The organism is Caulobacter sp. ALps2 (genome assembly GCF_058681635.1).
Genome location: NZ_CM178743.1, coordinates 74,978 through 97,093 on the forward strand (window position 1 = coordinate 74,978; position 22,116 = coordinate 97,093).

Genomic DNA, 22,116 nt, shown 5'->3' on the forward strand with positions numbered 1-22,116 from the left:
CAAGAGCGGGTCGCGTTTAGTTGCGAGGTGTTCGCAAGAACGCGTCGGGCCGCTCACCGAGATCGGTTCGCCACGGCGGGTGTCGGCCCCCTGCTTGGCGAGGAGATTTCCGGCGTGCGGTCCGACCCTTTCTCAGAAACCCACCTGAATCATTGTGGCCCGGTCGGCCTGGCCGAAGGCGAGCGGATCCTGCTCTGGATGCTGCGCCAGTGGGTCACGGCCCGCGTGCTGGGCGAAGAGCCCGGCCAGCGGCTGTCCAAAAAGGCCGGCGCCCTGGTTTCACCCCGCGTGGCGTCCGCCTTCATCCTGATGATGTCCGCCATCGAGGGTCAGGTCCGCCGCCCGCTCTGCGTCTCGGCGCCCTGCTGCGGCGGTTATGCCGACGACGAGCAGCGCCTGATCACCGCCTGCGGCGTCTGCCCCGCCTCGCCCGAGATCGCCGGCCGCCTGATCGAGGGCATGGTGATCACGCCCGAGAGCGTCACCGTGATGGCCCGCTTCCTGAACACGGCCCTGGCCAATGACGGCAAGGCCCTGCCGATGCGCTTCGAGGAACCAGAGACGGTGGTGACGCCGGTGAAGCGGCCGACTCTGCACTAGGCGCCCTCGTCCACCAGCCGCTTGGCCAGCGCCTTGGCGCCCATCACCACGTCGCTCCAGGTCACGTCGAAGCCGGCGTCGTCGCCATAGTAAGGGTCGGCCACGGCCCGGCCCGCGTGACCTTCCACCAGATTCAGCAGCAGCCCGACCTCGGCGCGGGCGTCGGACGGCGCGACTTGCAGCAGGCCGTGCAGGTTGTCGTGGTCCAGGGCGTAGATGTGGGTGAAGGTCCGGAAGTCGTCGGCCTTCACCTGGCGGGCCTTCAGGCCGCTGATGTCGACGCCGTTGCGGCGGGCCACGGCGATGGCGCGCGGGTCCGGCGGATCGCCCTTGTGCCAGCCGCCCGTGCCGGCGCTGTCGACCGTGACGTCCAGGCCCAGCCGATCGGCTTCGGCCCGGAACGCGCCCTCGGCCAGGGGCGAGCGACAGATGTTGCCCATGCAGACGAACAGCACGCTGGCCTTGGTCATCAGGCTTCTCCCCAACCGCCGCCGCCGGGCGTCTCGATGACGATCGCATCGCCCGCGCCGACCTCGACGAGATCGGTGGCGGCCATCGTTTGAACCGTTCCATCGGCCCGCTCGACCCACGCCGCGCCGACCTGCCCAGGGCCACCGCCCTCCAGCCCGAACGGCGGCACACGACGGCGGTTGGACAGCAAGGTGGCGACCATCGGCTCGCGGAAGGCGATCTTGCGCACCACGCCGTCGCCGCCGCGATAGGCGCCCCGCCCGCCCGAACCGCGCCGGATCGAGAAGGCCTCGACCAGCACCGGATAGCGGGTCTCCAGCACCTCGGGATCGGTCAGGCGGCTGTTGGTCATGTGGGTCTGGACCGCGTCGGTCCCGGCGAAGTCCGGCCCCGCGCCCGAGCCGCCGCAGATGGTCTCGTAGTACTGCCGCCGGTCGTCGCCGAAGGTGAAGTTGTTCATCGTCCCCTGCGCCCCGGCCATCACACCGAGCGCGCCGTAAAGCGCGTCGACCACGACCTGGCTGGTCTCGACATTGCCCGCCACCACCGCCGCCGGATAACGCGGCCGCAGCATCGAGCCCTCCGGGATCACGAGTTCAACCGGCCGCAGGCAGCCGTCGTTCATCGGGATCTCGTCGTCGACCAAAGTGCGGAACACGTACAGCGCCGCCGCCCGGCAGATCGAGGCCGGGGCGTTGAAGTTGGTCGGGACCTGGTCGCTGGTGCCGGTGAAGTCCACGCGGGCGGTGCGCGCCTGCCGATCGACCGTGACGGCCACCTTCACGACCGAACCGTCGTCCAATTCGTAGGCGAACGACCCGCCCTTCATCGTCGCCAGCACGCGGCGGACGGCTTCCTCGGCGTTGTCCTGGACGTGGGCCATATAGGCCTCGACGACCTCCTGGCCGAACTCGGCGACCATGCCGGTCAGGGCCTCGGCCCCGCGCGCGCAGGCGGCGATCTGGGCCTTGAGGTCGCCGATGTTCTGGTCGGGATTGCGCGCCGGCCACTTGCCCGAGGCCAGCAGGGCGCGGGTCTCGGCCTCCAGGAACCGGCCGCCCTCGACCAGCAGGAAGTTCTCGATCAGGACGCCTTCCTCCTCGACCGTCCTGCTGGTCGGCGGCATGGAGCCGGGGGTGATGCCGCCGATGTCGCCCTGGTGGCCCCGCGCGGCGACGTAGAACAGCAAGACGCCGGCCGCGTCGAACACCGGCATGACCACCGTCACGTCCGGCAGATGAGTGCCGCCGTTGTAAGGAGCGTTCAGCATGTAGACGTCGCCGGGCTTCATGCCTCGGCCATCGTGCTCGCGCGCGTCGCGTATGGCCCGCACGCTGTCGCCCATCGAGCCCAGGTGCACCGGCATGTGCGGCGCGTTGGCGATCAGGTCGCCGTCGCGGCTGAACAGGGCGCACGAGAAGTCGAGCCGCTCCTTGATATTGACCGAATAGGCGGTGTTCTGGAGGGCGAAGCCCATCTCCTCGGCCACGGCCATGAAGAGGTTGTTGAACACCTCCAGCATGACGGGGTCGGCCTGCGTGCCGATGGCCTTGCGGGCCGGCAGGGCCACGATCCGGTCGAGGATCAGGTTCAGGTGGGCATCCACGGTGGCGCGCCAGCCGGGCTCGACGACGGTGGTGCCGGTGGCCTCGCGGATGATGGCGGGGCCGAGGATTTCGGCGCCGATGGCGAGGGCTTCGCGATCGAAGACGGGGGTGCCGTGGAGCTCGCCAGCCATCCGCGTTTCGACGGTCGCCAGCGGAGCGACTCCCGTAGACGCACTAGATTTAGGTTCCGGCGTGTCTCCGGCGTCCGAGTGCCCAATCGCCTCGACCGACAGCGTCTCGACCACCAGCGCCGTCGTTGGCGAGGTGAAGCCGAAGCGGCGGTGATGCAGTTCTTCGAATTCTTCACGCACCCGATCACCGAACGGCACGACCAGCGGCGTATCGGTTCCGGCGTACTTCACGCGCAGGCTCGCCACCGTTTCGATCGAGGCCATCGGCACGTCCTGGGCGCGCAAGGCGGCTTCCGCCTCGGCGGCCAGCACCTTCGCCCGCTCGGCCAGATCGCCCGCCGCGCCCAGCGGCCGCTCGACCGTCTCCTCGCGGATCAGGCGCAGGTCGGCTAGGCCCATGCCATAGGCGCTCAGCACCCCCGCGAATGGGTGGATCATCACCTTGGTCATGCCCAGCGCGTCGGCCACCAGGCAGGCATGCTGCCCGCCCGCCCCGCCAAAGCAGGCCAGCACATAACGGGTGACGTCATAACCGCGCTGGATCGAGATCCGCCGCACGGCCTTGGCCATGTTCTCGACGGCGATCGTGACGAAGCCCTCCGCGACCTCCCGCGGGGTCATGGCCCTGCCGGTGGCGGCTTCGATCCGCTCGCTGACAGCCTCGAAGCCCCGCGCCACCGCTTCGGCGTCCAGCGGCTGGTCGGCATTGGGGCCGAACACCTTGGGGAAGAACTCCGGCCGCAGCTTGCCCAGCATGACGTTGCAGTCGGTGACCGTCAGCGGTCCGCCCCGGCGATAGGCCGCCGGTCCCGGCACGGCGCCGGCCGAGGCGGGCCCCACCCGCAACCGCGCCCCGTCGAACGAACAGATCGAGCCCCCGCCGGCCGCCACGGTGTGGATGTTCATCATCGGCGCGCGCATCCGCACGCCGGCCACCACCGTCTCGAACGCCCGCTCGTACTGGCCGGCATAGTGGCAGACGTCGGTGGAGGTGCCGCCCATGTCGAAGCCGATGACGCGCTCGAAGCCCGCCTCACGAGCCGTCCGCGCCATGCCGACCACGCCGCCGGCCGGGCCGGACAGGATGGCGTCCTTGCCCCGGAAGGCTCGCGCGTCGGTCAGGCCGCCGTTCGACTGCATGAACAGCAGCCGGGTGTCGTGGCCCAGCGCGTCCGCCACCTGATCCACGTAGCGCCGAAGGATCGGCGAGAGGTAGGCGTCGACCACCGTGGTGTCGCCCCGCCCGACCAGCTTCATCAGCGGACTGACCTCGTGGCTGACCGACACCTGGGTGAAGCCGATCTCACGCGCGATCGCCGCGACACGGGCCTCGTGATCGGTGAAGCGGAAGCCGTGCAGCAGCACGATGGCGATGGCCCGGAAGCCTTCGTCGAACGCGGCCTGTAGGCCGGCCCGCGCGGCGGCCTCGTCCAGCGGTCGCGGCACTTGCCCCTCGACGCTCATCCGTTCGTCGATCTCGACGACGTGATCGTAGAGGGCTTCCGGCTTGACGATGTGACGCTCGAACAGCTTGGGCCGCGCCTGGTAGCCGATGCGCAGGGCGTCGGCGTGACCGCTGGTGATCGCCAGCACCGTCGGCTCGCCCTTGCGCTCCAGCAGGGCGTTGGTGGCCACCGTGGTGCCCATCTTCACCGCGTCGATGACGGCGCCCGTGGGGAGCAGCGCCCGCACGCCCGCCACGGCGGCGTCGGCGTAGTGCTCGGGATTTTCCGACAGCAGCTTGTGGGTGACCAACGACCCGTCCGGCCGCCGCGCGACGATGTCGGTGAACGTGCCGCCCCGGTCGATCCAGAACTCCCAGCCGCGAGGGTGTTGGACGGTAGAGGTCATATGGCGGCGGGGCTCCGAGTCTACTCCCCAGTCCATACCCCCTCCGACCTTCCCGGCGAAAGCCGGGACCCAGATTCATCCAGAGCGGTTTGGGTGTTCGCGCCATCGCGCCCCATCCAAACCTATGCTCGGGGCTCGATCTGGGCCCCGGCCTTCGCCGGGGAGATCGGAAAATGGGAAAGGGTTATTTGAGCACGCCCGTCAGCTCGGCCACCTGCCACAGGCCCAGCAACAGGAAGATCAGCGCCGCGCCAATCCGCACGTACTTCAACGGCACGATCTTGGTGGCGGCCTCGCCCAGATATACGGCCGGGACATTGGCCAGCATCATGCCCAGCGTGGTGCCGGCGGCGACCCAGAAGATCGAGTGGAACTTGGCGCCCAGAGCCACGGTGGCGATCTGGGTCTTGTCGCCCATCTCGACCAGGAAGAAGGCGATGGTGGTGGTCAGGAACACGCCGTAGCGGCCCGCGCCGCCGGCCTCCTCGTCATCGGCCTTGTCGGGGATCAGAGCCCAGGCGGCCATGGCGATGAACGAAATGGCGATGGCCCACTTGAACCCGGCGCCGCTCAGGAAATCGGCGACCCAGTAGCCGGCCGTGGCGGCCAGGGCGTGATTGGCCAGGGTGGCGACCAGGATGCCGAGAATGATCGGAATGGGCTTCTTGAACCGCGTAGCCAGGATGATGGCCAGGAGCTGGGTCTTGTCGCCGATCTCGGCGATGGCCACGACCAGGGTCGAGACGAGCAGGCTTTCCACGAAAACAGTCCTCCGGGCCGGGCGCATGCCAATAGCGTCGACGTCCACCCGGCCCGGATGGAAATCGGCGCCATTGGTCTCGCCAAGGAAGCTTGAAGTCGCTTCCCTTCCCCGCGCCATGCCCCCGAAGCGGCAAGTGTGTTGACGGCGGGGCCCGCTGATGGACGCGGGCGGCTACTCCCCAAAGGTGAGGCGCGTTTAGCCGCCTGAGCCGCCGCCGTCAACGCGTCAGGCGACCGAAGCCGGTGCGTCGAACCGCAGCACGTGGATCGCCACGCGCACCTTGCCGGCCACGAAATTCCCGCCCACCGCCGTCAGCGACACCGGGGTGTCGGCATAGAAGGCCGTCGGGCCAATCACCCCGATGTTGCTGGAATTCTTGGCCACGCCCAGCGCGCCGCCAAACTTGCTGGCCTCGCCCGAGACCCCGCAATTGTACGAGGCCGCGCCGGTGACCGCGACCGTGGTGCGGGTCGAGACCGCCAGCACGATCGCCCGGCTGGGAATGGCGATGCTGGTCGTGGTCGAGGCGCCCGAGACGGTGACCTCCTGCTCCAGGACCTCCAGCCGGGTATTGGCGAGGTTCGGCGTCTGGGCGGCGATCGTGCTCCGGAAAGTGGCCGACAGCGGGGTCCAGGCCGCGCCGTCGAAGACGACCATCTGGTTCTCGTCCTTGACCCAGGCCAGCACGCCTTCGGCCGGCGTCAATGCCTCCCAGGCCCCGGCCTCGAAGCGCATCAGGGTCCCGGCGGGCGGGCCGGGCCAGGCGGCGATCCAGACACCGCCGCTGACCGGGCTGACCGGCTGAACGCTGACCGATCGGCTCTCGACGGCCAGCTGCACCAGACCGTCCAGCCGGGCCAGGCTCTCGTTGATGGGGATATGCTTCTGCGCCTGGGCGGCCACCACATAGGGCAGTCCAAGGCGGGGTGTGACGTCGTCGAACATGAGGGGCTCCGGGAGCGGTTGAAGTCGCTCCCAGCATCACGTCGCCGCGGACACCGGGGACGAAGCGTGCTCCGTCCCCGTGCCCTGCCCGCCTATTCGGCGGCGAAAGCCAAATGATTTCCGGAGGTCAGCGCCGTTTTGGCCGCGAGTTCAGCCTTGGCCTGCTCATACTCTTCGGCGAACTTGGCGATGAGTTCGGCGGCCGGCAGCACCTTGTCGATGGCGCCGATGCCCTGGCCCGAGCCCCAGATGTCGCGCCAGGCCTTGGCCTCCTGGTTGCCGCCCGAGCCGAAGCTCATCTTCGACGGATCGCTGACCGGCAGGTTCTCCGGATCCAGGCCCGCATTGACGATCGACGAGCGCAGGTAGTTGCCGTGCACGCCCGTGAACAGGTTCGAATAGACGATGCCGTCGGCGCGCCCCTCGACGATTCCCTGCTTGTAAGCCTCGATGGCGTTGGCCTCTTCGGTCGCGATGAAGGCCGAGCCGATATAGGCCAGGTCCGCGCCCATGGCCTGGGCGGCCAGGATCGAGCGGCCCGAGGCGATCGAGCCCGACAGCGCCACCGGCCCGTCGAACCACTGGCGGATCTCCTGGATCAGGGCGAACGGCGAGAGGACGCCGGCATGGCCGCCGGCGCCGGCCGCGACCGGGATCAGGCCGTCGGCGCCCTTCTCGATGGCCTTGTGGGCGTGCCGGTCGTTGATGACGTCGTGCAGCGTGATGCCGCCGTACGAATGGATCGCGCCGTTCAAGTCCTCTCGCGCGCCCAGCGAGGTGATGACCACCGGGACCTTGTGCTTGACGCACAGTTCGATGTCTTCCTCGAGCCGGTTGTTGGTCTTGTGGACGATCTGGTTCACCGCGAACGGCGCGCTGGGCGCTTCCGGGTGGGCCTTGTCGTGGGCGGCCAGTTCCTCGGTGATGCGGTGCAGCCATTCGTCCAGCTGCGAGATCGGACGGGCGTTCAGCGACGGGAACGACCCGACGATGCCGGCCTTGCACTGGGCGATGACCAGGTCCGGATTGCTGATGATGAACAGCGGCGAGGCGATGACCGGCAGGCGCAGGCGGTCGCGCAGGATCGGCGGCAGAGCCATGGAATAGTCCCCTTCGGAGATCGGCTTGAGACGCCGAATATGTGATCACCGATCAGATTAAACGCGCGTTTGGTTCCTGTGCAAGGCTTGACGGCCGTAAGGGCACGAGCGCATCACCGTCCAAAAGACAAAAAATGCTGCACCGCAGGAGAGAGACGCTTTGACCGTGCCGACGACGTCCCTGGCCGAGGATTTTGGCGCCCAAGGCGACGACGCGACGCGCGCCCGCTGGATGGCCCTGGTCGAGAAGACCCTGAAGGGCCAGAGCTTCGACGACGCGCTCACGGTCAAGACGCCCGACGGCCTGACGATCCAGCCGCTATATACCGCCGCCGACGGTGTCGCGGTGGCCCGCGACCTGCGCGCCCGCGATCCCGAACGCCCCTGGGACGTGCGTGTCCGCGCCGCCCATCCCGATCCCGCCCGCGTGGCCAACGACATCCTGACCGACCTGGAAGGTGGCGCGGCGTCAGTGCTGCTGCGGATCGATCCGACGGGCGCGAACGGCGTCGCGATCGGCTCGGCCGACGACCTGGCCAAGGCGTTGTCGGGCGTGATGCTGGACCTGGCCCCCGTCGCCCTGGACGCTGGTTTCCTAGGCCCCAAGGCCGCCGACTGGCTGGGAACCCTGGCCAAGGCCGCGCCCTATGCGCCGCTGGCGTTTCACCTCGATCCCCTGACGGCTTTCGCCCAAACCGGAGCCAGCCCCGGGCCGATCGAGGGCCACGTCTTCAACGCCGCCACCGTCGCCTCGCGCCTGGCGCAGACCTACGCCAAGGCCAGTCTGTTCCTGGCGACCGGCCGCGCCGCTCATGAGGCCGGGGGTTCGAACACCGAGGAACTGGCCGTCATGACCGCCAGCGCCCTCGCCTACGCCAAGGCCCTGGTCCGCTCTGGCCTGACGATGGACGACGCCTTCGGCAGGATCGTGCTCGGCCTCAGCCTGGACGGGGAATATTTCACCGGCGTCGCCAAGGTCCGCGCGGCCAAGGCGATGTGGGCGCGGCTGGCTCAGGCGTGCGGGGTCGAGGCCGCTCCCAGGATCGAAGTCCGCTCCTCGCGCCGGATGCTGGCCAAGGCCGACGCCTGGACGAACCTCTTGCGCCTGACCTCGGCCGGGTTCGCCGGCGCCGTGGGCGGGGCGGACGTCATCCTGCTGGACGCGTTCACCGACGCCATCGGCCTGCCCACCGCTTTCGCCCGCCGCCAGGCCCGCAACACTCAACTTGTCCTGATGGAAGAGAGCAATCTGGGCCGTGTCGCCGATCCGGCCGGCGGGGCCTGGTACCTGGACAGCCTGACCGACCAGATGGCCCGCGCCGCCTGGGGCGGCTTCCAGGCCATCGAGGCCGCTGGCGGGATCATCAAGGCGCTGGAGAGCGGTCTGGTCGCCGACGCGGTGGCGGGCACGCGCGCGGCGCAAGAGGCCGCCTTCGCCGACAAGTCCCGCAAGATCCTGGGGGTCACGGCCTTCCCCAACGCAGACGACAGGACGCCGGAGGTCGAGCGGCCCGACGCCTTCAGCGTCAGCGCCCCCGACGTTCGCCTGCCCGGCCCCGACAGCCGCTGCCCGGCCCTGACACCCGTCCGCTTCGCCGCCGCCTTCGAGGGAGCCTGAGCCCATGAGCAAGTTCCCCGACTTCACGACGATCGACTTCGCCGAGGTCGCTTCGGCGCCCGCGCCTGAGGGCGAAGCCTGGGACACGCCCGAGGGCGTCGCCGTCGCTCCGGCCTTCGACGCCGACGACGTGGCCGGCCTGGACTTCACCGGCGGTTTCCCGGGCGTCGCGCCGTTCGTGCGCGGCCCCTACCCCACCATGTACGTGACCAACCCGTGGACGGTGCGACAGTACGCGGGCTTCTCGACGGCCGAGGACTCCAACGCCTTCTACAGACGCAATCTGGCGGCCGGTCAGATGGGCCTGTCGGTGGCCTTCGACCTGGCCACCCACCGCGGCTATGACTCGGACCACGAACGGGTGAAGGGCGACGTCGGCATGGCCGGTGTGGCCATCGACTCGATCCTGGACATGCGCACGCTGTTTTCCGGCATCCCGCTCGACAAGATGAGCGTGTCGATGACCATGAACGGCGCGGTGCTGCCGATCCTGGCGCTCTACATCGTCGCGGCCGAGGAACAGGGCGTCTCGCCCGACAAGCTGTCGGGGACGATCCAGAACGACATCCTCAAAGAGTTCATGGTGCGGAACACCTACATCTATCCGCCCGCGCCCTCGATGCGGATCATCTCGGACATCTTCGCCTTCACCTCGGCGAACATGCCCAAGTTCAACTCGATCTCGATCAGCGGCTACCACATGCAGGAGGCCGGAGCGACGGCCGACCTGGAGCTGGCCTACACGCTGGCCGATGGCGTCGAATACGCCCGGGCCGGCGTCGCGGCGGGCATGAGCATCGATGTCTTCGCCCCGCGCCTGTCGTTCTTCTGGGCGATCGGCATGAACTACTTCATGGAAGTCGCGAAAATGCGCGCCGCCCGCCTGCTCTGGGCCCGGCTGATGAAGCGGGAGTTCGATCCCAAGGACGATCGCTCGCTCTCCCTGCGCACCCACAGCCAGACCAGCGGCTGGTCGCTGGCGGCCCAGGACGTGTTCAACAATGTCTCGCGCACCTGCGTCGAGGCCATGGCCGCCGTGAACGGCCAGACCCAGAGCCTGCACACCAACGCTCTTGATGAAGCGCTGGCCCTGCCGACCGACTTCTCGGCTCGCATCGCTCGCAACACCCAGCTGTTCCTGCAGATGGAGAGCGGCACGACCCGCGTCGCCGACCCCTGGGGCGGCAGCTTTTATGTCGAGCGCCTGACCCACGACCTGGCCCAGAAGGCCCTGGCTCACATCGAGGAAGTGGAAGCGGCCGGCGGGATGGCCAAGGCCATCGAGCGTGGCATTCCCAAGCTGCGCATCGAGGAAGCCGCCGCCAAGACCCAGGCCCGCATCGACGCCAATCGCCAGAGCGTGGTCGGCGTCAATCGCTACAAGCCCGATGTCGAGGACGTGATCCCGATGCTGAAGGTCGACAACGGCTCGGTCCGCGCCCAGCAACTGGAAAAGCTGGCCCGCCTGAAGGCCGAGCGTGATCCCGCCGCCACCGAGGCGGCGCTGAAGGCTCTGGAAGACGGCGCGCGGGGGACCGGCAACCTGCTGGCCCTGGCCGTCGACGCCGCCCGCGCCAAGGCCACGGTCGGCGAGATCAGCCTGGCCATGGAGAAGGTGTTCGGCCGCCACCGCGCCGTGATCCAGGCCATCGAGGGCGTCTACGGCAAGGAGACCGGCGCCGATCCCAAGGCCGCCCGCGCCCGCGCCATGGTCGCCGCCTTCCGCGAAGCCCACGGCGGCGCGCCGCGCATCATGGTCGCCAAGATGGGCCAGGACGGCCACGACCGCGGTCAGAAGGTGATCTCCAGCGCCTTTTCCGACCTCGGCTTCCAGGTCGAGATCGGTCCGCTGTTCCAGACCCCGGCCGAGGCCGCCGATGAGGCGATCAAGTCTGGCGTCCACGTCGTGGGCGCCTCTTCGCTCGCCGCCGGGCATCTGACCCTGGTGCCCGAGCTGAAGGCCGAACTGGCCAAGCGCGACCGCTCCGACATCGTGGTGGTGGTCGGCGGCGTGATCCCGCCCCAGGACTTCCAGGCCCTATTGGACGCCGGCGCCGCCAGCATCTTCCCGCCTGGCACGGTCATCGCCGAAGCAGCCATCGAGGTGCTGGAGAAGCTGAATGTCCAGCTAGGCTACAGCCAGGGCACGGCGACGTAGGGATGGAGCGTGCGCAAATCGTACGGGCTGGTACGATTGGCTCATGAACGCTCCCGTCCGCTTCCAGCAGACGCCTCGCCACCGCTTCACGCCGGATGACACGCGCATCCCGCGCGAGGCCGGCATCGTGCCGTCCGCGGCGTTCGAGCTCGTCGACGGCCTGCTGGTCGATCGCGAGAACAATCAACCCTTCCGGTTCACCCTGGACGAAGCTTTCCGTATGGTTGAGATTGGCCGCGAGACCGCGATCGCGCCGCTGGCCTTTCCTGAACTGGTCATTCGGCCAGCCGACCTGCCGGTGATCGACTAGACGCCCTTGCGGCGGAACAGCCCACGCTTCTTCTTGGACCGCTCCATGGCAATATCGTCCGGCAGCCCATGGCGGGCTTCGATGTCCTTCTGCAGCGCCTTGGCGGCCATCAGGTGGCCAGGGAACAGGGTGTCGACCAGCCAGCCGGCGACCGGCACCGTGTCCGAAAGGTTGTCGGCCGCCAGATAGGCGGCCATCCGCGCCAGGGTTCCGGCCGAAGCTCCGCCTTGGAAGGCGTGGAACATCAGCAGCGCGCCGGCGCCCAGGCCATAGGCCAAGCCTACGCCCGGCACCCAGGCCAGCACGCCGTCGAGCCCGATGCCGAAAGGGCCGACGCCGATCAACCGGTCGGACAGCCGCTTGACCGTCTCGGCCGAACGCCAGGCGCGATGAGCCTTGGCGCGGCGGCCTTCATGGCGATCCGAATAGCCGGAGGAGAGCGAAAGATCGTCGGTCATGCTTGGCTGAACGCTCCGCCCCTCTTGTCGTTGCTATCAGCCCAGGAACACGACCCGGCGACGTTCCTTGCCCTGCTGGATGCGGGCCAGCAGGTCACGGTACTCCTGGGTGGCCTGCACATCCTTGCGCGAGCCCTCGAAATAGATCGTGTCGTCCATGTGTTTGGTCAGCATGTCGGCCGACCACTTGTGGCCGGTGAACAGCACGTCGACGGCCTTGCCGGCCACCGGGATCGAGCCGGCCACCGTGTCGATCAGGATGATGGCGACGATCTGGATGACGATCATCGGCGCGGCGCGGGCCCGCACCGCGTCCAGCACGATCAGGCCGCCAGCGCCCAGGCTGTACAGCTCGCCCGCTCCCGGAATCCAGGTCAGCAGGCCGTCCAGGCCGATGCCCAGCGGCCCGATCCCGACGACATTGTCGGAGAGCTTCTTCACCCGATCGACATTGTTGCGGATGTTGTGCAGCTCGATATGGGACTTCGCGAAGATCACCAGGCGGCTCCAGACGCGGTAAACGCGGGCAATCTGCCTGAAGCCTTGCCGCGCAGGAAGGGCAAAGGCCCCAGATTCCCCCGTTGCGCGAACGACGTGATGATAAGTGTCGCTTTCCGGGGGAGCCCCTCGCGAACGGCGGCGTTTGCGCCTAAGTTAACCCTGTTGTCCGCAGAGCCTGTCCGATTTGGATGGCGCATCCAAATTGGGTGAACAGGCTCTGTTTCAAAAAGTTCGGAGCGTGATAGCGGGCTATCACGCTCAAGGATTCCCGGATGCTGATCTCGACCACGCCGTTCATCGAAGGCCGCCCGGTGCAGGACTACAAGGGCGCGATCTACGCCCAGTCGATCCTGGGCGCCAATGTCGTGCTCGATCTGCTGGCGGCCATCCGCGACTTCGTCGGCGGTCATTCCAAGTCTTACGAACGTGTCCTGGCCCGCGCTCGCGAGGACGCGATGAAGAACCTGGTCAAGGAAGCCGAGAAGCTGGGGGCCAACGCCATCCTGGCCGTCGACCTCGACTACAACACCGTCGGCCCCAACGGCTCGATGATGATGGTGTCGGTTTCCGGGACCGCCGTCGTCCTCTGATCGGGGTTCGGGCCCAAGCCCAGCCGCTCGACCACGCTGGCCGTCGACGCGCCGCGCGGGACCACCGCCCAGTCTCGGGGCGCGGAGGCTTTTATCGCCACGACCGCCCCCTTGGGGCAGACATCCAGGCAGTCGACCTCGATGACGGCGGCGGCCGCCTCGCGGCCCTTGCCCTTCACCCCGATCGCCTTGCGCAGCACCTTGGCCAGCTTCTGATCGCCGTCGTCTCCAAAGCCGCCCTTCAGCTTCTTCGAACACTTGCGGCACACCAGCACCACCTCGCTCCAGTCGGCCTTCACGCGTTTGATGGGCTTCTCGGTCATCTGCCGAAGATGGGAAGTCGGCGCGCTTGGTGCTAGGACGCGCCCATGGTTCGCAAAGTCACCGCCAAAGTCATCAAGGATCCAACGGCCGAGGCCGATCGCGCCTGGTTCGAGGCCAATCCCGAGCGGCGCTTCCGCCTGCGCGATCCGGCCCCTGTCGAGTTCAGGGATCCGTTGGGCGATCCCGGCGACGGTTTTTCGTGGCGCGTGCTGATCGCCCGCTTGCCTGACGGCGGCCGTCTGCGCCTGCCGGTCTCGCTGTCGTGGGAGCTGCACAACGACCACGCCAAGGACCAGCACCTGCGGATCCTGTTCGACCAGGTCGCCCCGCCCGAGGCCAAGGCTCGCCTGGGCTGAGCTTGACGGCCGGCGCGGATCGCGCACCTTCACCGGATGATCCGCACCATCCTCATCTGGGCGCTGGTCCTGGCCCTGGGCGCCTTCGCGCTGCAGTGGCTCGAGTACCGGTTCCTGGTCCGCGCCTTCTCGTGGCAGGTCTATGTCGGAATGATCGGCGCGGCGTTCGCGGCCGGCGGCGTCTGGATCGGCTGGAAGCTGGCGGCGAGAGCCCGGCCCGAGACCTTCGCGCGCAACGACGCCGCCCTCGCCGCGCTGGGCCTCACTGGCCAGGAGTTGAAGGTGCTGGAGCGCCTGGCCGCCGGTCGCTCCAACAAGGAGATCGCCCGGGATCTCGGCCTCTCGCCCAACACCGTGAAGACCCATGTCGGCAATCTGTACGGCAAGCTGGACGTCAGCCGCCGCACCCAGGCGGTCGGCAAGGCGCGCGAGCTCGCCCTGATCCCTTGACCGCCAAGTCTTGACCTAGGCCCGAAGGGGCGGGACGGTCGAATTCACCCTTTCGGGCGATACCGCTCCGCCCCTGAGAACGGCAAGCCTCGGGACGCGTCGCAGGGGGCGGCGCGAAGGAGCAACCACATGCAACGCACCATCCTGACCTACGGCCTGATCTCGGGCGTGATCATCATTCTCGGCATGATCGCCACCATCGTCCTGTCGGCCAAGCACAGCCTGTTCCTGGGTTACCTGATCATGCTGATCGGGCTGTCGGCGATCCTGTTGGCGGTGAAGTCGCATCGCGACAAGGCGCTGGGCGGGGTCATCAAGTTCTGGCCGGCCTTCCTGATCGGCCTGGGCGTCGCGGCCGTGGCGAGCGTCGCCTATGTCGTGATCTGGGAGGGCTATCTGGCCATCACCCACTATCGCTTCATGGACGACTACAGCGCCCAGATGCTGGCGGCGAAGAAGGCCGAGGGCCTGTCGGGCGCGGCCTATGCCAAGCTGGCGGCCGAGATGGCGGAGATGACCCGAAACTACGCCAATCCGCTGTATCGGATGCCTATGACCTTCGCCGAAATCTTCCCGGTCGGCCTGCTGGTCGCCCTGGCCAGCGCGGCCCTGCTGCGCAATCCGAAATTCCTGCCGGCGCGGGCCTAGAGCCGAACCATCCGCACCGCCATCCACGGCCGGCCGGGCAATGCCACGGTCGGCCGCTTGGGGTCGTGCAGGTAATAGGCGTCCTTCTTGGCCATGACGAACTCGCCCTCGATCGGGGTCGCTGTCATGTTCCAGGTGTCGAGCACGTCGACCCGGAAACGCTCGCCGCCGGCCAGTTCGTCCTTGGGCAGGTCCACGACCCATTCGCCCGGCGCGGCCTCGCCGAAGTAGCGCAGGTAGTACGATCCGGCCTTGCCGCCCAGATGCTGGTCCCAGGTGCGGTCGATGGGGTCGAGGCCCGGCGTGGGCCCCGCCTCCATTACCGCCCTCAGGAACGCCAGGCGCGGCACGCTGTGGCCAGTGAAGTGGCCGCCCTTGGCCGTCCAGCGCACGCCCTCCTTGAAGATCTCGCCGTGCCCGACATAGGTTCCGCCGACCAGACCATGCCAGAACCGCTGGACCAGATCCTGCGCCGTCAGGTCGCCCCAGCGCTTGTCCAGGTCGCCCTCGTAGCGGACCTCGTCGAAGATCACCGGCTTGCGCCAGACGTCACGGAAGATCTGGGCGCGGCTGTCGTCCATCACCGCCGAACCGTTCTGGACGCTGGCGTGGCTGATCCACGGCCGGCCGTTGTCGTAGAGGTCGCGCCAGTTGTGGATCGAGCACAGGCGGCCGTACGGGTCCTCGGCCTTGATCAGCTGACCGATGCGCTCGAAGTCCGCGATCGACTTGGCCTTCACCAGGTCCCACTCGTTGGCCAGCGACCACCAGACGTTCGAGAAGCTGGCGAACCGGGCGACCATGTAGCGGACATAGCGATCGTCGCGCGCCGGCGTCATGGCATGCCAGCCGGTCTTGTCGTCATAGGGGTGGAACAGGATCAGGTCGGCCTGGACGCCGATCTCGGCCAGCCGCCGGACGCGGTCCTCCAGGCGGCGGAAATAGGCTGGATTCAGGCGATCGTAGTCCCAGCCCTCGCCGGCCTTCTCGCCCCTCTTCTTTTCGAAAGGATGGATCGGCTCGCCCGCCACGTTCGGGAAGACACACATGCGCATCTTGTTGAACGGCGAGGCCTTCAGGGTCGCCAGGGTCTCGTCGCACAGGGCGTCGCTCTGCTGGGCCCAGGAATAGGCGGTGGTGCCGACCTGGCGGTAGGGCGTCCCGTCGGCATGGGCGAAGTGGTAGCCGGCGGTCACCTTTAGCGGGCCATGATCGCCCGGACGCGGCGCGGTGGCCGTGAGCACCCCGGCCTGGCCGTTCAGCGCCTTGACCGGGCTCGTCGTCCGCCAGCGCCACAGGCCTTCGGCTGGCGGGCTGAAGCGGATCTTCCAGGTCTCCTCGCCGTCATGGAAACCTCGGACCTTCAGCGTGGTCTCGCCGTCGGTGAAGGCGGCGGTCAGGACGACGTCGAACGGATCGCCGGGGACGGCCGCCTTCAGCGTGATCTCGTGCACGCCCCAGCGCGGAACAGCCGAACCGGCGGCCAGGGCCGGCGCGGCGAGGAAGGCGAGGCCAAGGCCCGTGGCGGCCCGACGGGTAAGCGGTAGCGAGGACATGGGCTTAGTAGGCACGGATTCCCTGCGTCCTTCGAGGCCCTCCACGCGGGCGCCTCAGGATGAGGAATTTAGTGCGAAAGCCCCTCATCCCGAGGCGCGAGGCCAAGCCCGGCCTCGAAGGACGCGGTGACTAAGCCGCCTGCAGCTGCTGCTTGACCCGCTCGGCCAGCGTCTTGATGTCGATCGGCTTGGGCAGGAAGGTCACGCCGGTCTCGCCTTCCAGCAGGTCGCTGAACTCGGCCTCGGCGTAGCCGGAGATGAACATCACCGGCGCGGCGCCCAGATAGATCCGGGCCTTCTTGAGCAGGGTCGGGCCGTCGATGCCGGGCATGATCACGTCGGAGATCAGCAGGTCGATCTTGCCGGCGTTCTCCTCGGCGATGATCAGGGCCTCCTCGCCGTCGGCGGCTTCCAGCACCTCGTAGCCGCGGGCGCGAAGCAGGCGGGCGGCGACGCTGCGGACGGCGTCCTCGTCCTCGACGAACAGGATGCGGCCGGCGCCCGACAGATCGCGGGCGGCGCGCGGCTTGACCGGCTCGGCGGCGGCGGCCTGCTGGGCCGCGATGACGGCGGGAGGCGCGTCGTAGATCGGCAGGAAGATGCGGAACGCCGCGCCCTCGCCCGGACGGCTGTGGACGTGGATCCAGCCGTCGCTCTGCTTGACGATGCCGTAGACGGTCGCCAGGCCCAGACCCGTGCCCTCGCCCACCGGCTTGGTGGTGAAGAACGGGTCGAAGATCTTGCCCATGACGTCGGGCGGGATGCCGGGACCATCGTCGCTGACCTCGATGAAGGCCACGTCGCTCTCGGCGGCCGGGAAGCCCAGGCCGATGGCCTCGTCGCGGGTCAGGCGGGCGGTGCGGATACGGACGATGCCGCCGCCCTTGGCCGCGCGCACCGCGTCGCGGGCGTTGACCGCCAGGTTCATGACCGCCGTCTCGAGCTGGCTCTTGTCGGCGCGCACCCGCGGCAGGTCGCGGCCGTAGTCGGTGATCAGCTTGACGTCTTCACGCAGCAGGCGACGCAGCAGGACCTCGAACTCGCTGATCAGCTCGCCCAGGTCCAGCACCTCGCGCTGGACGGTCTGCTTGCGCGAGAAGGCCAGCAGCTTGCGGACCAGGTCGGCGGCGCGCACGCCCGTCTGGCGGATCTCGTTGAGGCCTTCGTAGGACGGATCGCCGACCGGGTGGCGGTGCAGCAGCTCGTCCAGGCGCAGCTGGATGGCCGTCAGCAGGTTGTTGAAGTCGTGGGCGACGCCGCCGGCCAGCTGGCCGATGGCCTGCATCTTCTGAGCCTGGGCCAGCTGCAGCTCGACCTGCTTCTGCTCCGACACGTCGATCATGTAGGCCACCACGCGACCATCGGCGCGGTAGAGATAGAGATGGGCGATCCGGCTGGGATCGCGGGCCAGGCGCACCTCGAACGGACCGGCGCGCCCCTCGTTCAGGCGGGTCTCGGCCTCGGTCCGCGAGGCCGGATCGATCAGGTCGCCGAACACGCCGCCGGCCTGGGCGCCGGTCATGGTGGTCAGGGCCGGGTTGGTCTCCAGGATCCGCGACTTGAAGGGCTCGAGGCCCTCCAGCAGGGCCGCGCCGAACGGCGAGGCGCCGGCGAAGGCGTCCAGGGCGTTCTGCTGCGGCGCGGCGGCGCGCTCGACGGCGGGCGCGGGGATCGACAGCTCGGCGATCGGCTCGGGCGCGTAGATCGGCGCCAGGCGGATCAGCAGGCGCCCCCCGGCCAGACGCGAGACCTTGGCCGTGTAGTCGCCGCCGCCGGCGGTCAAGGTTCCCTCGGCCATGTGGCCCTTACGCGCCTGGACCAGGGCGGCGAACAGGCTCGAGCCCGCCGCGCCGCCGGGCAAGCGGCGCTGCTCGCCCATCAGCTCGCGCCAGGCGGGGTTGGCCAGCAGCACGCGGCCATCGGCGGCGGACAGGGCGGCTGGCTCGCTCAGGGCCTCGATGAAGCCCTCGGCCTGATCGGAATCATCGCCGCTGGCGCCCGAACCCCGAATGGCCACCAGGCCCAGGATCGCGACGCCGGCCACGCCCAGCAGCAGCAGCAGGCCCGCCAGCGTGGTTGGGCCGGCCTTCAGCGCCGGAGCGGCCGAAAACGCGGCCGCGGCCACGAAAAACACCGCCGCGCCCACCAGCCACGGATCGAAGCGCCGACGCGACGCGCCGGTCGAAGCTTTGTCCTGGAGCTGGAAATCGGCCATGGGCGGCATTGTTACCTTTGTTACGGTGAAGCAGCGACTCACCCGCAATCGGAGAAAGGATAGCCTTTCCCGAGCGGTAGGTCAGTTTTCGATGATTTTGCCTACAGCGGACGCGCGCGTGTCTGCTCGCGAGGCTTCGGCTTCTTCCCGTTCATGATGAAGCTGATGACCTTGGCCACGGCTTCGAAGTGCTCGACGGGGATTTCCTCGTCGACCTCGACGCTCGCGTGCAGGGCGCGCGCCAGGGGTGGATCTTCCAGGACCGGCACGCCGTGCTCCTCGGCGATGGCGCGGATCTTCAGGGCCAGCTCGTCGACGCCCTTGGCCACGCACAGCGGCGCCGGCGTCTCGCCGGGCTCGTACTTCAGCGCCACGGCGTAGTGGGTCGGGTTCATGACGACCACGGTCGCCTTGGGCACGGCCTGCATCATCCGCTGGCGCGAGCGCTGCATCTGGATCTGGCGGCGCTTGCCCTTGATGTGAGGATCGCCGTCCGACTGCTTGTACTCGTCCTTGACCTCCTGAAGGGTCATGCGCATGCGCTTCATGAACTGCTGGCGCTGTATGAACCAGTCGAAGGCCGAGGTGGCCACCAGGAAGATGATCACCATGATCAGCAGCTTCTTGGACAGCTTGATCGCCTCGGGCAGCAGCGAGACCACGTCCATGCCGACCAGGTTGCGCACCTCGCCGACATTGGGCTTCAGCACCATCCAGGCGATCAGGGCCGTGACGCCGATCTTCACGATCGACTTGGCGAACTGGATCATGCCCTGCATGCCGAAGATGCGGCCCAGGCCCTTCATCGGGTCCAGCTTCTGGAAGTCCAGCTTCAGCTTGTCCGGCGTCAGCATGAACCCGGTCTGGGCGACATTGGCGACCACGCCGAGCACCGAGGCCACGATCATCACCAGCACCAGCGGCGGCAAGGCCGCCAGGGTCGCCTGCTTCATGACCAGCATGGCGCCGCCGCTCGACAGCTCGATCGTGCCGGCGTGGGCGATGAACGGATAGAGCGCGCTCATCAGGTCGCGCGTCAGCCAGCCGCCGGCGATCAGGATCACCGAGGCCGCGCCGGCCAGCGAGGCCAGCTGCGCGATATCGGCCGACTTGACCACGTCGCCCTTGGCGCGGGCGTCCGAAAGCTTCTTGGCTGACGGCTCTTCTGTTTTCGACTCGGGATCTGAATCGTCAGCCATGCGCGCCCCCTAGCTGAAAATTCGCAGGAGTTCGGCGTAGCGGTCGGTCCAGACCATGGCGATGCCGCCCAGGGACAGCGCCAGCAGAGACAGGCCCAGGATCACGCTGAGCGGCGAGGCCACGAAGAAGATCTGGAAGGCGGGCATGACCCGGCCGACCAGGCCGACGGCCAGGTTGAAAACCAGCGAGAACACGATCACCGGGGCGGCCAGCTGGACGCCCAGGGTGAACGATTGGGCCACCGTTCGCACCGCCAGGGTGACGGCGTCGTTGACCGGCACGGGACGGGTGAACGGGAACAGGGTGTAGGACTTGACGATGGCCCCGATGAACAGGTGATGCAGACCCGTGGCCATCACCAGGGTCAGACCCAGCATCGACAGGAAGGTGGCCACCGCGGTGCTCGAGCCCTGCATCGAAGGGTTGGTGCTCTGGGCGAACGACAGGGTGGTCTGCATCGAGATGATCTCGCCGGCCGTGGTCAGCGAACTCATGAACAGGCGCAGCACCGAACCGATCATCAGGCCGATCAGGATCTCGTGGATCACCGCGCCGACCAGGCCGCCCAGGGTGCTTGGAATCGGCGGCACGGTGTTGGCCACCAGCGGCCCCAGCAGCAGCGCCATCAGCAGGGCGAACGACAGGCGGATGCGCGGCGGCACCGACTGTTCGCCGATGCCGGGCATGGTCATGACCATGGCGGCCACCCGCGAGAACACGAGGGCGGCGACATAGACCTGAAATGCCGTGGCGAAGGAATTCACCTCGAGGCCCCTGCCTTTCCCGACCTACATTCCCGCGATGCGGGCGGCGATCTGGCGCATGAAGCCGCTCATCAGCGAGCCCATCAGCGGCAGGAAGATCAGCAGCGAGACGAAGATGGCGACGATCTTGGGCGCATAGACCAGGGTCTGTTCCTGGATCTGGGTCAGGGCCTGGAACAGGCCGATGGCGACACCGATCACCAGGCCAACGATCAGGCAGGGCGCGCACAGCTGCAGCGTCAGCCAGATCGCGTCCCGGCCAACATCAAGAACCTCTGCGCCCGTCATGCGAAGCCTCGTCGGAATCGGCCGTACTGGCCGCGTTGTTTCGAGGCGTGAAGATCGTCCGGATATGGTTAACAGGGCGTTAGGGGTTGCCGCCAGGGCGGCAAGAAATGCCGGGCGCGACGGTCGGTCGCGGGGGGCGGCTTAGCGCGGTGGACATCGCCGTGCAGCTCGGCAATGCTACCCTAGATCGTGGCGACGCCCCCTGGATGTCGCCCTATCACTGACGAGGCCGAGTGGAGGTAACACGCGTGGCTTCCACGGTTCTCACGCTCTTGGCCCTGGCTTCAATGAGCGCCGGGCGCCCATCGACGCCGGCTGATCACGCGCACTGCGCGGTGTTCTTGGCCGCCGTTGAAGCGCTTAAGTCTTCAAAAGATCTGCCGGGGAGAGACAGCTTTCCCGATCAGGCCAGCGTCTATCGTTTCGCCTTGAGCTTGCCCTATCCGGACGCGCCGCTTTCGACCTATCTCGCCTACTATTTCGCCGACCTCCCCGCCAAGGCGCGCGCGGGCTTCGTGGAGGTCACCCTTCCGCCGAACACCCGCTACGATGACTTTGACCGCACCGACGAGAGTGACGGCTATGCTCCAGAGTGCCGCTGGTACCAGTCGGGTCGCAACTGGACGCACGAGGCGGGAAAGCCTCCGCCGCCGCTAGGCTATCAGGTTGTTCTTCATCAGCCGGCGTTCTCACGCGATGGCAAGGCGGCGATCGTGACCATCAGAGCCACCGAGATCGCCAATTACGGCCACAGCATCCACCGGCGGCTAGCGTCGCGCGCCATGTGTTACGTCAAGCTTTCGCGCGGCGCATGGCGCGTGAAGGTCTGTCGCCCGACGGGCAACCTGCCGGGACCCGCGGCCACCCGTTGATAACGGTCCGTCCGTCCCCGCTGTCGCCTAGCGAATACGGATACGCACCGGGACCTGGATGTACGACCCCGCGCGGCTCTTGCCGTCGGGACCCAGCAGGTCGACCTGGAATTGCGAGGCCATCGACAGGGCGGCCTGGCCGACGCCCAGGTCGTTGGGGCTTTCTTCCTGCACCGTGCAGGCGGTCAGGTGGCCGTCGTTCTTGACGAGGCAGTTCAGCATGGCGACGGCGACGCGCGGCTCGGAGACGGGGGTCAGCAGGTCCGACGGGGCCTTGGCCGGGGCGGCGTTGGCCAGGGGGGCGGCGAGAGCGGCGGCGAGAGCGAGCGAAGCGATCACG

The 22,116-nt window shown here is 68.1% G+C and carries 23 protein-coding genes; 9 read left to right on the top strand and 14 right to left on the bottom strand.

Going from position 1 to position 22,116, the window contains the following annotated elements; all coding sequences use genetic code 11:
- Positions 1-114: 114 nt before the first annotated feature.
- Positions 115-600 carry a hypothetical protein gene (locus tag ACW173_RS00280; protein ID WP_492082909.1) on the top strand — a complete coding sequence of 162 codons (486 nt, stop codon included), beginning with the start codon at positions 115-117 and terminating at the stop codon, positions 598-600.
- On the opposite strand, the gene ACW173_RS00285 is transcribed toward ACW173_RS00280, so the two are convergent.
- The 5 genes from ACW173_RS00285 to ACW173_RS00305 form a co-directional block, all read right to left on the bottom strand.
- Complete coding sequence (locus ACW173_RS00285) at positions 597-1,085, bottom strand: low molecular weight protein-tyrosine-phosphatase (RefSeq protein WP_492082910.1); 489 nt, start codon at positions 1,083-1,085, stop codon at positions 597-599. The genes ACW173_RS00280 and ACW173_RS00285 overlap by 4 nt on opposite strands.
- Positions 1,070-4,660, bottom strand: a complete 3,591-nt coding sequence (locus ACW173_RS00290) for a hydantoinase B/oxoprolinase family protein (RefSeq protein WP_492082911.1) — start codon at positions 4,658-4,660, stop codon at positions 1,070-1,072. The genes ACW173_RS00285 and ACW173_RS00290 overlap by 16 nt, the downstream gene beginning before the upstream one ends.
- A gap of 184 nt (positions 4,661-4,844) precedes the next feature.
- Entirely contained in the window at positions 4,845-5,420 is a 576-nt protein-coding gene (locus tag ACW173_RS00295; RefSeq protein WP_492082912.1) for a TMEM165/GDT1 family protein, read from the bottom strand.
- Between the two features lie 228 nt (positions 5,421-5,648).
- Positions 5,649-6,368, bottom strand: coding sequence for a DUF2793 domain-containing protein (locus tag ACW173_RS00300; RefSeq protein WP_492082913.1), 720 nt, complete (start codon positions 6,366-6,368; stop codon positions 5,649-5,651).
- A 92-nt stretch (positions 6,369-6,460) separates the two neighbouring features.
- Positions 6,461-7,468 (bottom strand): NAD(P)H-dependent flavin oxidoreductase, encoded by a 1,008-nt coding sequence (locus ACW173_RS00305; RefSeq protein ID WP_492082914.1) that lies wholly within the window; start codon positions 7,466-7,468, stop codon positions 6,461-6,463.
- 232 nt (positions 7,469-7,700) lie between these two features.
- Between ACW173_RS00305 and ACW173_RS00310 the strand changes: the two genes are divergently transcribed.
- The 3 genes from ACW173_RS00310 to ACW173_RS00320 are packed head-to-tail and all read left to right on the top strand — an operon-like array spanning position 7,701 to position 11,554.
- Positions 7,701-9,086, top strand: a complete 1,386-nt coding sequence (locus ACW173_RS00310) for a methylmalonyl-CoA mutase subunit beta (RefSeq protein ID WP_492086061.1) — start codon at positions 7,701-7,703, stop codon at positions 9,084-9,086.
- A gap of 4 nt (positions 9,087-9,090) precedes the next feature.
- Positions 9,091-11,244 carry a methylmalonyl-CoA mutase gene (gene scpA / locus ACW173_RS00315; RefSeq protein ID WP_492082915.1) on the top strand — a complete coding sequence of 718 codons (2,154 nt, stop codon included), beginning with the start codon at positions 9,091-9,093 and terminating at the stop codon, positions 11,242-11,244.
- Positions 11,245-11,287: 43 nt separating this feature from the next.
- Entirely contained in the window at positions 11,288-11,554 is a 267-nt protein-coding gene (locus tag ACW173_RS00320; RefSeq protein WP_492082916.1) for a hypothetical protein, read from the top strand.
- Here ACW173_RS00320 and ACW173_RS00325 read toward each other — a convergent pair.
- Complete coding sequence (locus ACW173_RS00325) at positions 11,551-12,012, bottom strand: DUF4112 domain-containing protein (protein ID WP_492082917.1); 462 nt, start codon at positions 12,010-12,012, stop codon at positions 11,551-11,553. The two genes, ACW173_RS00320 and ACW173_RS00325, sit on opposite strands and share 4 nt — an antisense overlap.
- A gap of 36 nt (positions 12,013-12,048) precedes the next feature.
- A complete protein-coding gene (locus tag ACW173_RS00330) occupies positions 12,049-12,513 on the bottom strand; it encodes a DUF4112 domain-containing protein (protein ID WP_492086062.1) in 465 nt (154 codons plus the stop codon).
- A gap of 272 nt (positions 12,514-12,785) precedes the next feature.
- Here ACW173_RS00330 and ACW173_RS00335 point away from each other — a divergent pair, with 272 nt between their 5' ends.
- Positions 12,786-13,103, top strand: a complete 318-nt coding sequence (locus ACW173_RS00335) for a YbjQ family protein (protein WP_035044492.1) — start codon at positions 12,786-12,788, stop codon at positions 13,101-13,103.
- Here the strand turns inward: ACW173_RS00335 and ACW173_RS00340 are convergent.
- Complete coding sequence (locus ACW173_RS00340; protein WP_492082918.1) at positions 13,034-13,426, bottom strand: (2Fe-2S) ferredoxin domain-containing protein; 393 nt, start codon at positions 13,424-13,426, stop codon at positions 13,034-13,036. The genes ACW173_RS00335 and ACW173_RS00340 overlap by 70 nt on opposite strands.
- 45 nt (positions 13,427-13,471) lie before the next feature.
- Here ACW173_RS00340 and ACW173_RS00345 point away from each other — a divergent pair, with 45 nt between their 5' ends.
- The 3 genes from ACW173_RS00345 to ACW173_RS00355 all read left to right on the top strand — a co-directional run bounded on the left by ACW173_RS00345 (position 13,472) and on the right by ACW173_RS00355 (position 14,881).
- Complete coding sequence (locus ACW173_RS00345) at positions 13,472-13,783, top strand: hypothetical protein (RefSeq protein WP_492082919.1); 312 nt, start codon at positions 13,472-13,474, stop codon at positions 13,781-13,783.
- Positions 13,784-13,819: 36 nt separating this feature from the next.
- The gene (locus ACW173_RS00350; RefSeq protein ID WP_492082920.1) at positions 13,820-14,233 is read left to right on the top strand and encodes a response regulator transcription factor; all 414 of its coding nucleotides are present in this window, start codon (positions 13,820-13,822) and stop codon (positions 14,231-14,233) included.
- A gap of 129 nt (positions 14,234-14,362) precedes the next feature.
- Complete coding sequence (locus tag ACW173_RS00355; RefSeq protein ID WP_492082921.1) at positions 14,363-14,881, top strand: DUF4199 domain-containing protein; 519 nt, start codon at positions 14,363-14,365, stop codon at positions 14,879-14,881.
- Here ACW173_RS00355 and ACW173_RS00360 read toward each other — a convergent pair.
- From ACW173_RS00360 to fliQ, 5 genes are all read right to left on the bottom strand, one after another.
- Complete coding sequence (locus tag ACW173_RS00360) at positions 14,878-16,437, bottom strand: DUF5605 domain-containing protein (RefSeq protein WP_492082922.1); 1,560 nt, start codon at positions 16,435-16,437, stop codon at positions 14,878-14,880. The genes ACW173_RS00355 and ACW173_RS00360 overlap by 4 nt on opposite strands.
- Positions 16,438-16,567: 130 nt before the next feature.
- On the bottom strand, positions 16,568-18,652 hold the full coding sequence (cckA, locus tag ACW173_RS00365; protein WP_492082923.1) for a cell cycle histidine kinase CckA: 2,085 nt from the start codon (positions 18,650-18,652) through the stop codon (positions 16,568-16,570).
- 101 nt (positions 18,653-18,753) lie between these two features.
- Positions 18,754-19,851, bottom strand: a complete 1,098-nt coding sequence (gene flhB / locus ACW173_RS00370; protein WP_492082924.1) for a flagellar biosynthesis protein FlhB — start codon at positions 19,849-19,851, stop codon at positions 18,754-18,756.
- Positions 19,852-19,860: 9 nt separating this feature from the next.
- Positions 19,861-20,616, bottom strand: a complete 756-nt coding sequence (fliR, locus tag ACW173_RS00375) for a flagellar biosynthetic protein FliR (RefSeq protein ID WP_492082925.1) — start codon at positions 20,614-20,616, stop codon at positions 19,861-19,863.
- Positions 20,617-20,640: 24 nt separating this feature from the next.
- Positions 20,641-20,904, bottom strand: a complete 264-nt coding sequence (gene fliQ, locus ACW173_RS00380) for a flagellar biosynthesis protein FliQ (protein ID WP_492082926.1) — start codon at positions 20,902-20,904, stop codon at positions 20,641-20,643.
- 248 nt (positions 20,905-21,152) lie between these two features.
- On the opposite strand from fliQ, the gene ACW173_RS00385 reads away from it, so the two are divergent.
- Complete coding sequence (locus ACW173_RS00385) at positions 21,153-21,776, top strand: hypothetical protein (protein ID WP_492082927.1); 624 nt, start codon at positions 21,153-21,155, stop codon at positions 21,774-21,776.
- A 27-nt stretch (positions 21,777-21,803) separates the two neighbouring features.
- On the opposite strand, the gene ACW173_RS00390 is transcribed toward ACW173_RS00385, so the two are convergent.
- Positions 21,804-22,115, bottom strand: a complete 312-nt coding sequence (locus ACW173_RS00390; protein ID WP_492082928.1) for an energy transducer TonB — start codon at positions 22,113-22,115, stop codon at positions 21,804-21,806.
- Position 22,116: the final 1 nt, after the last annotated feature.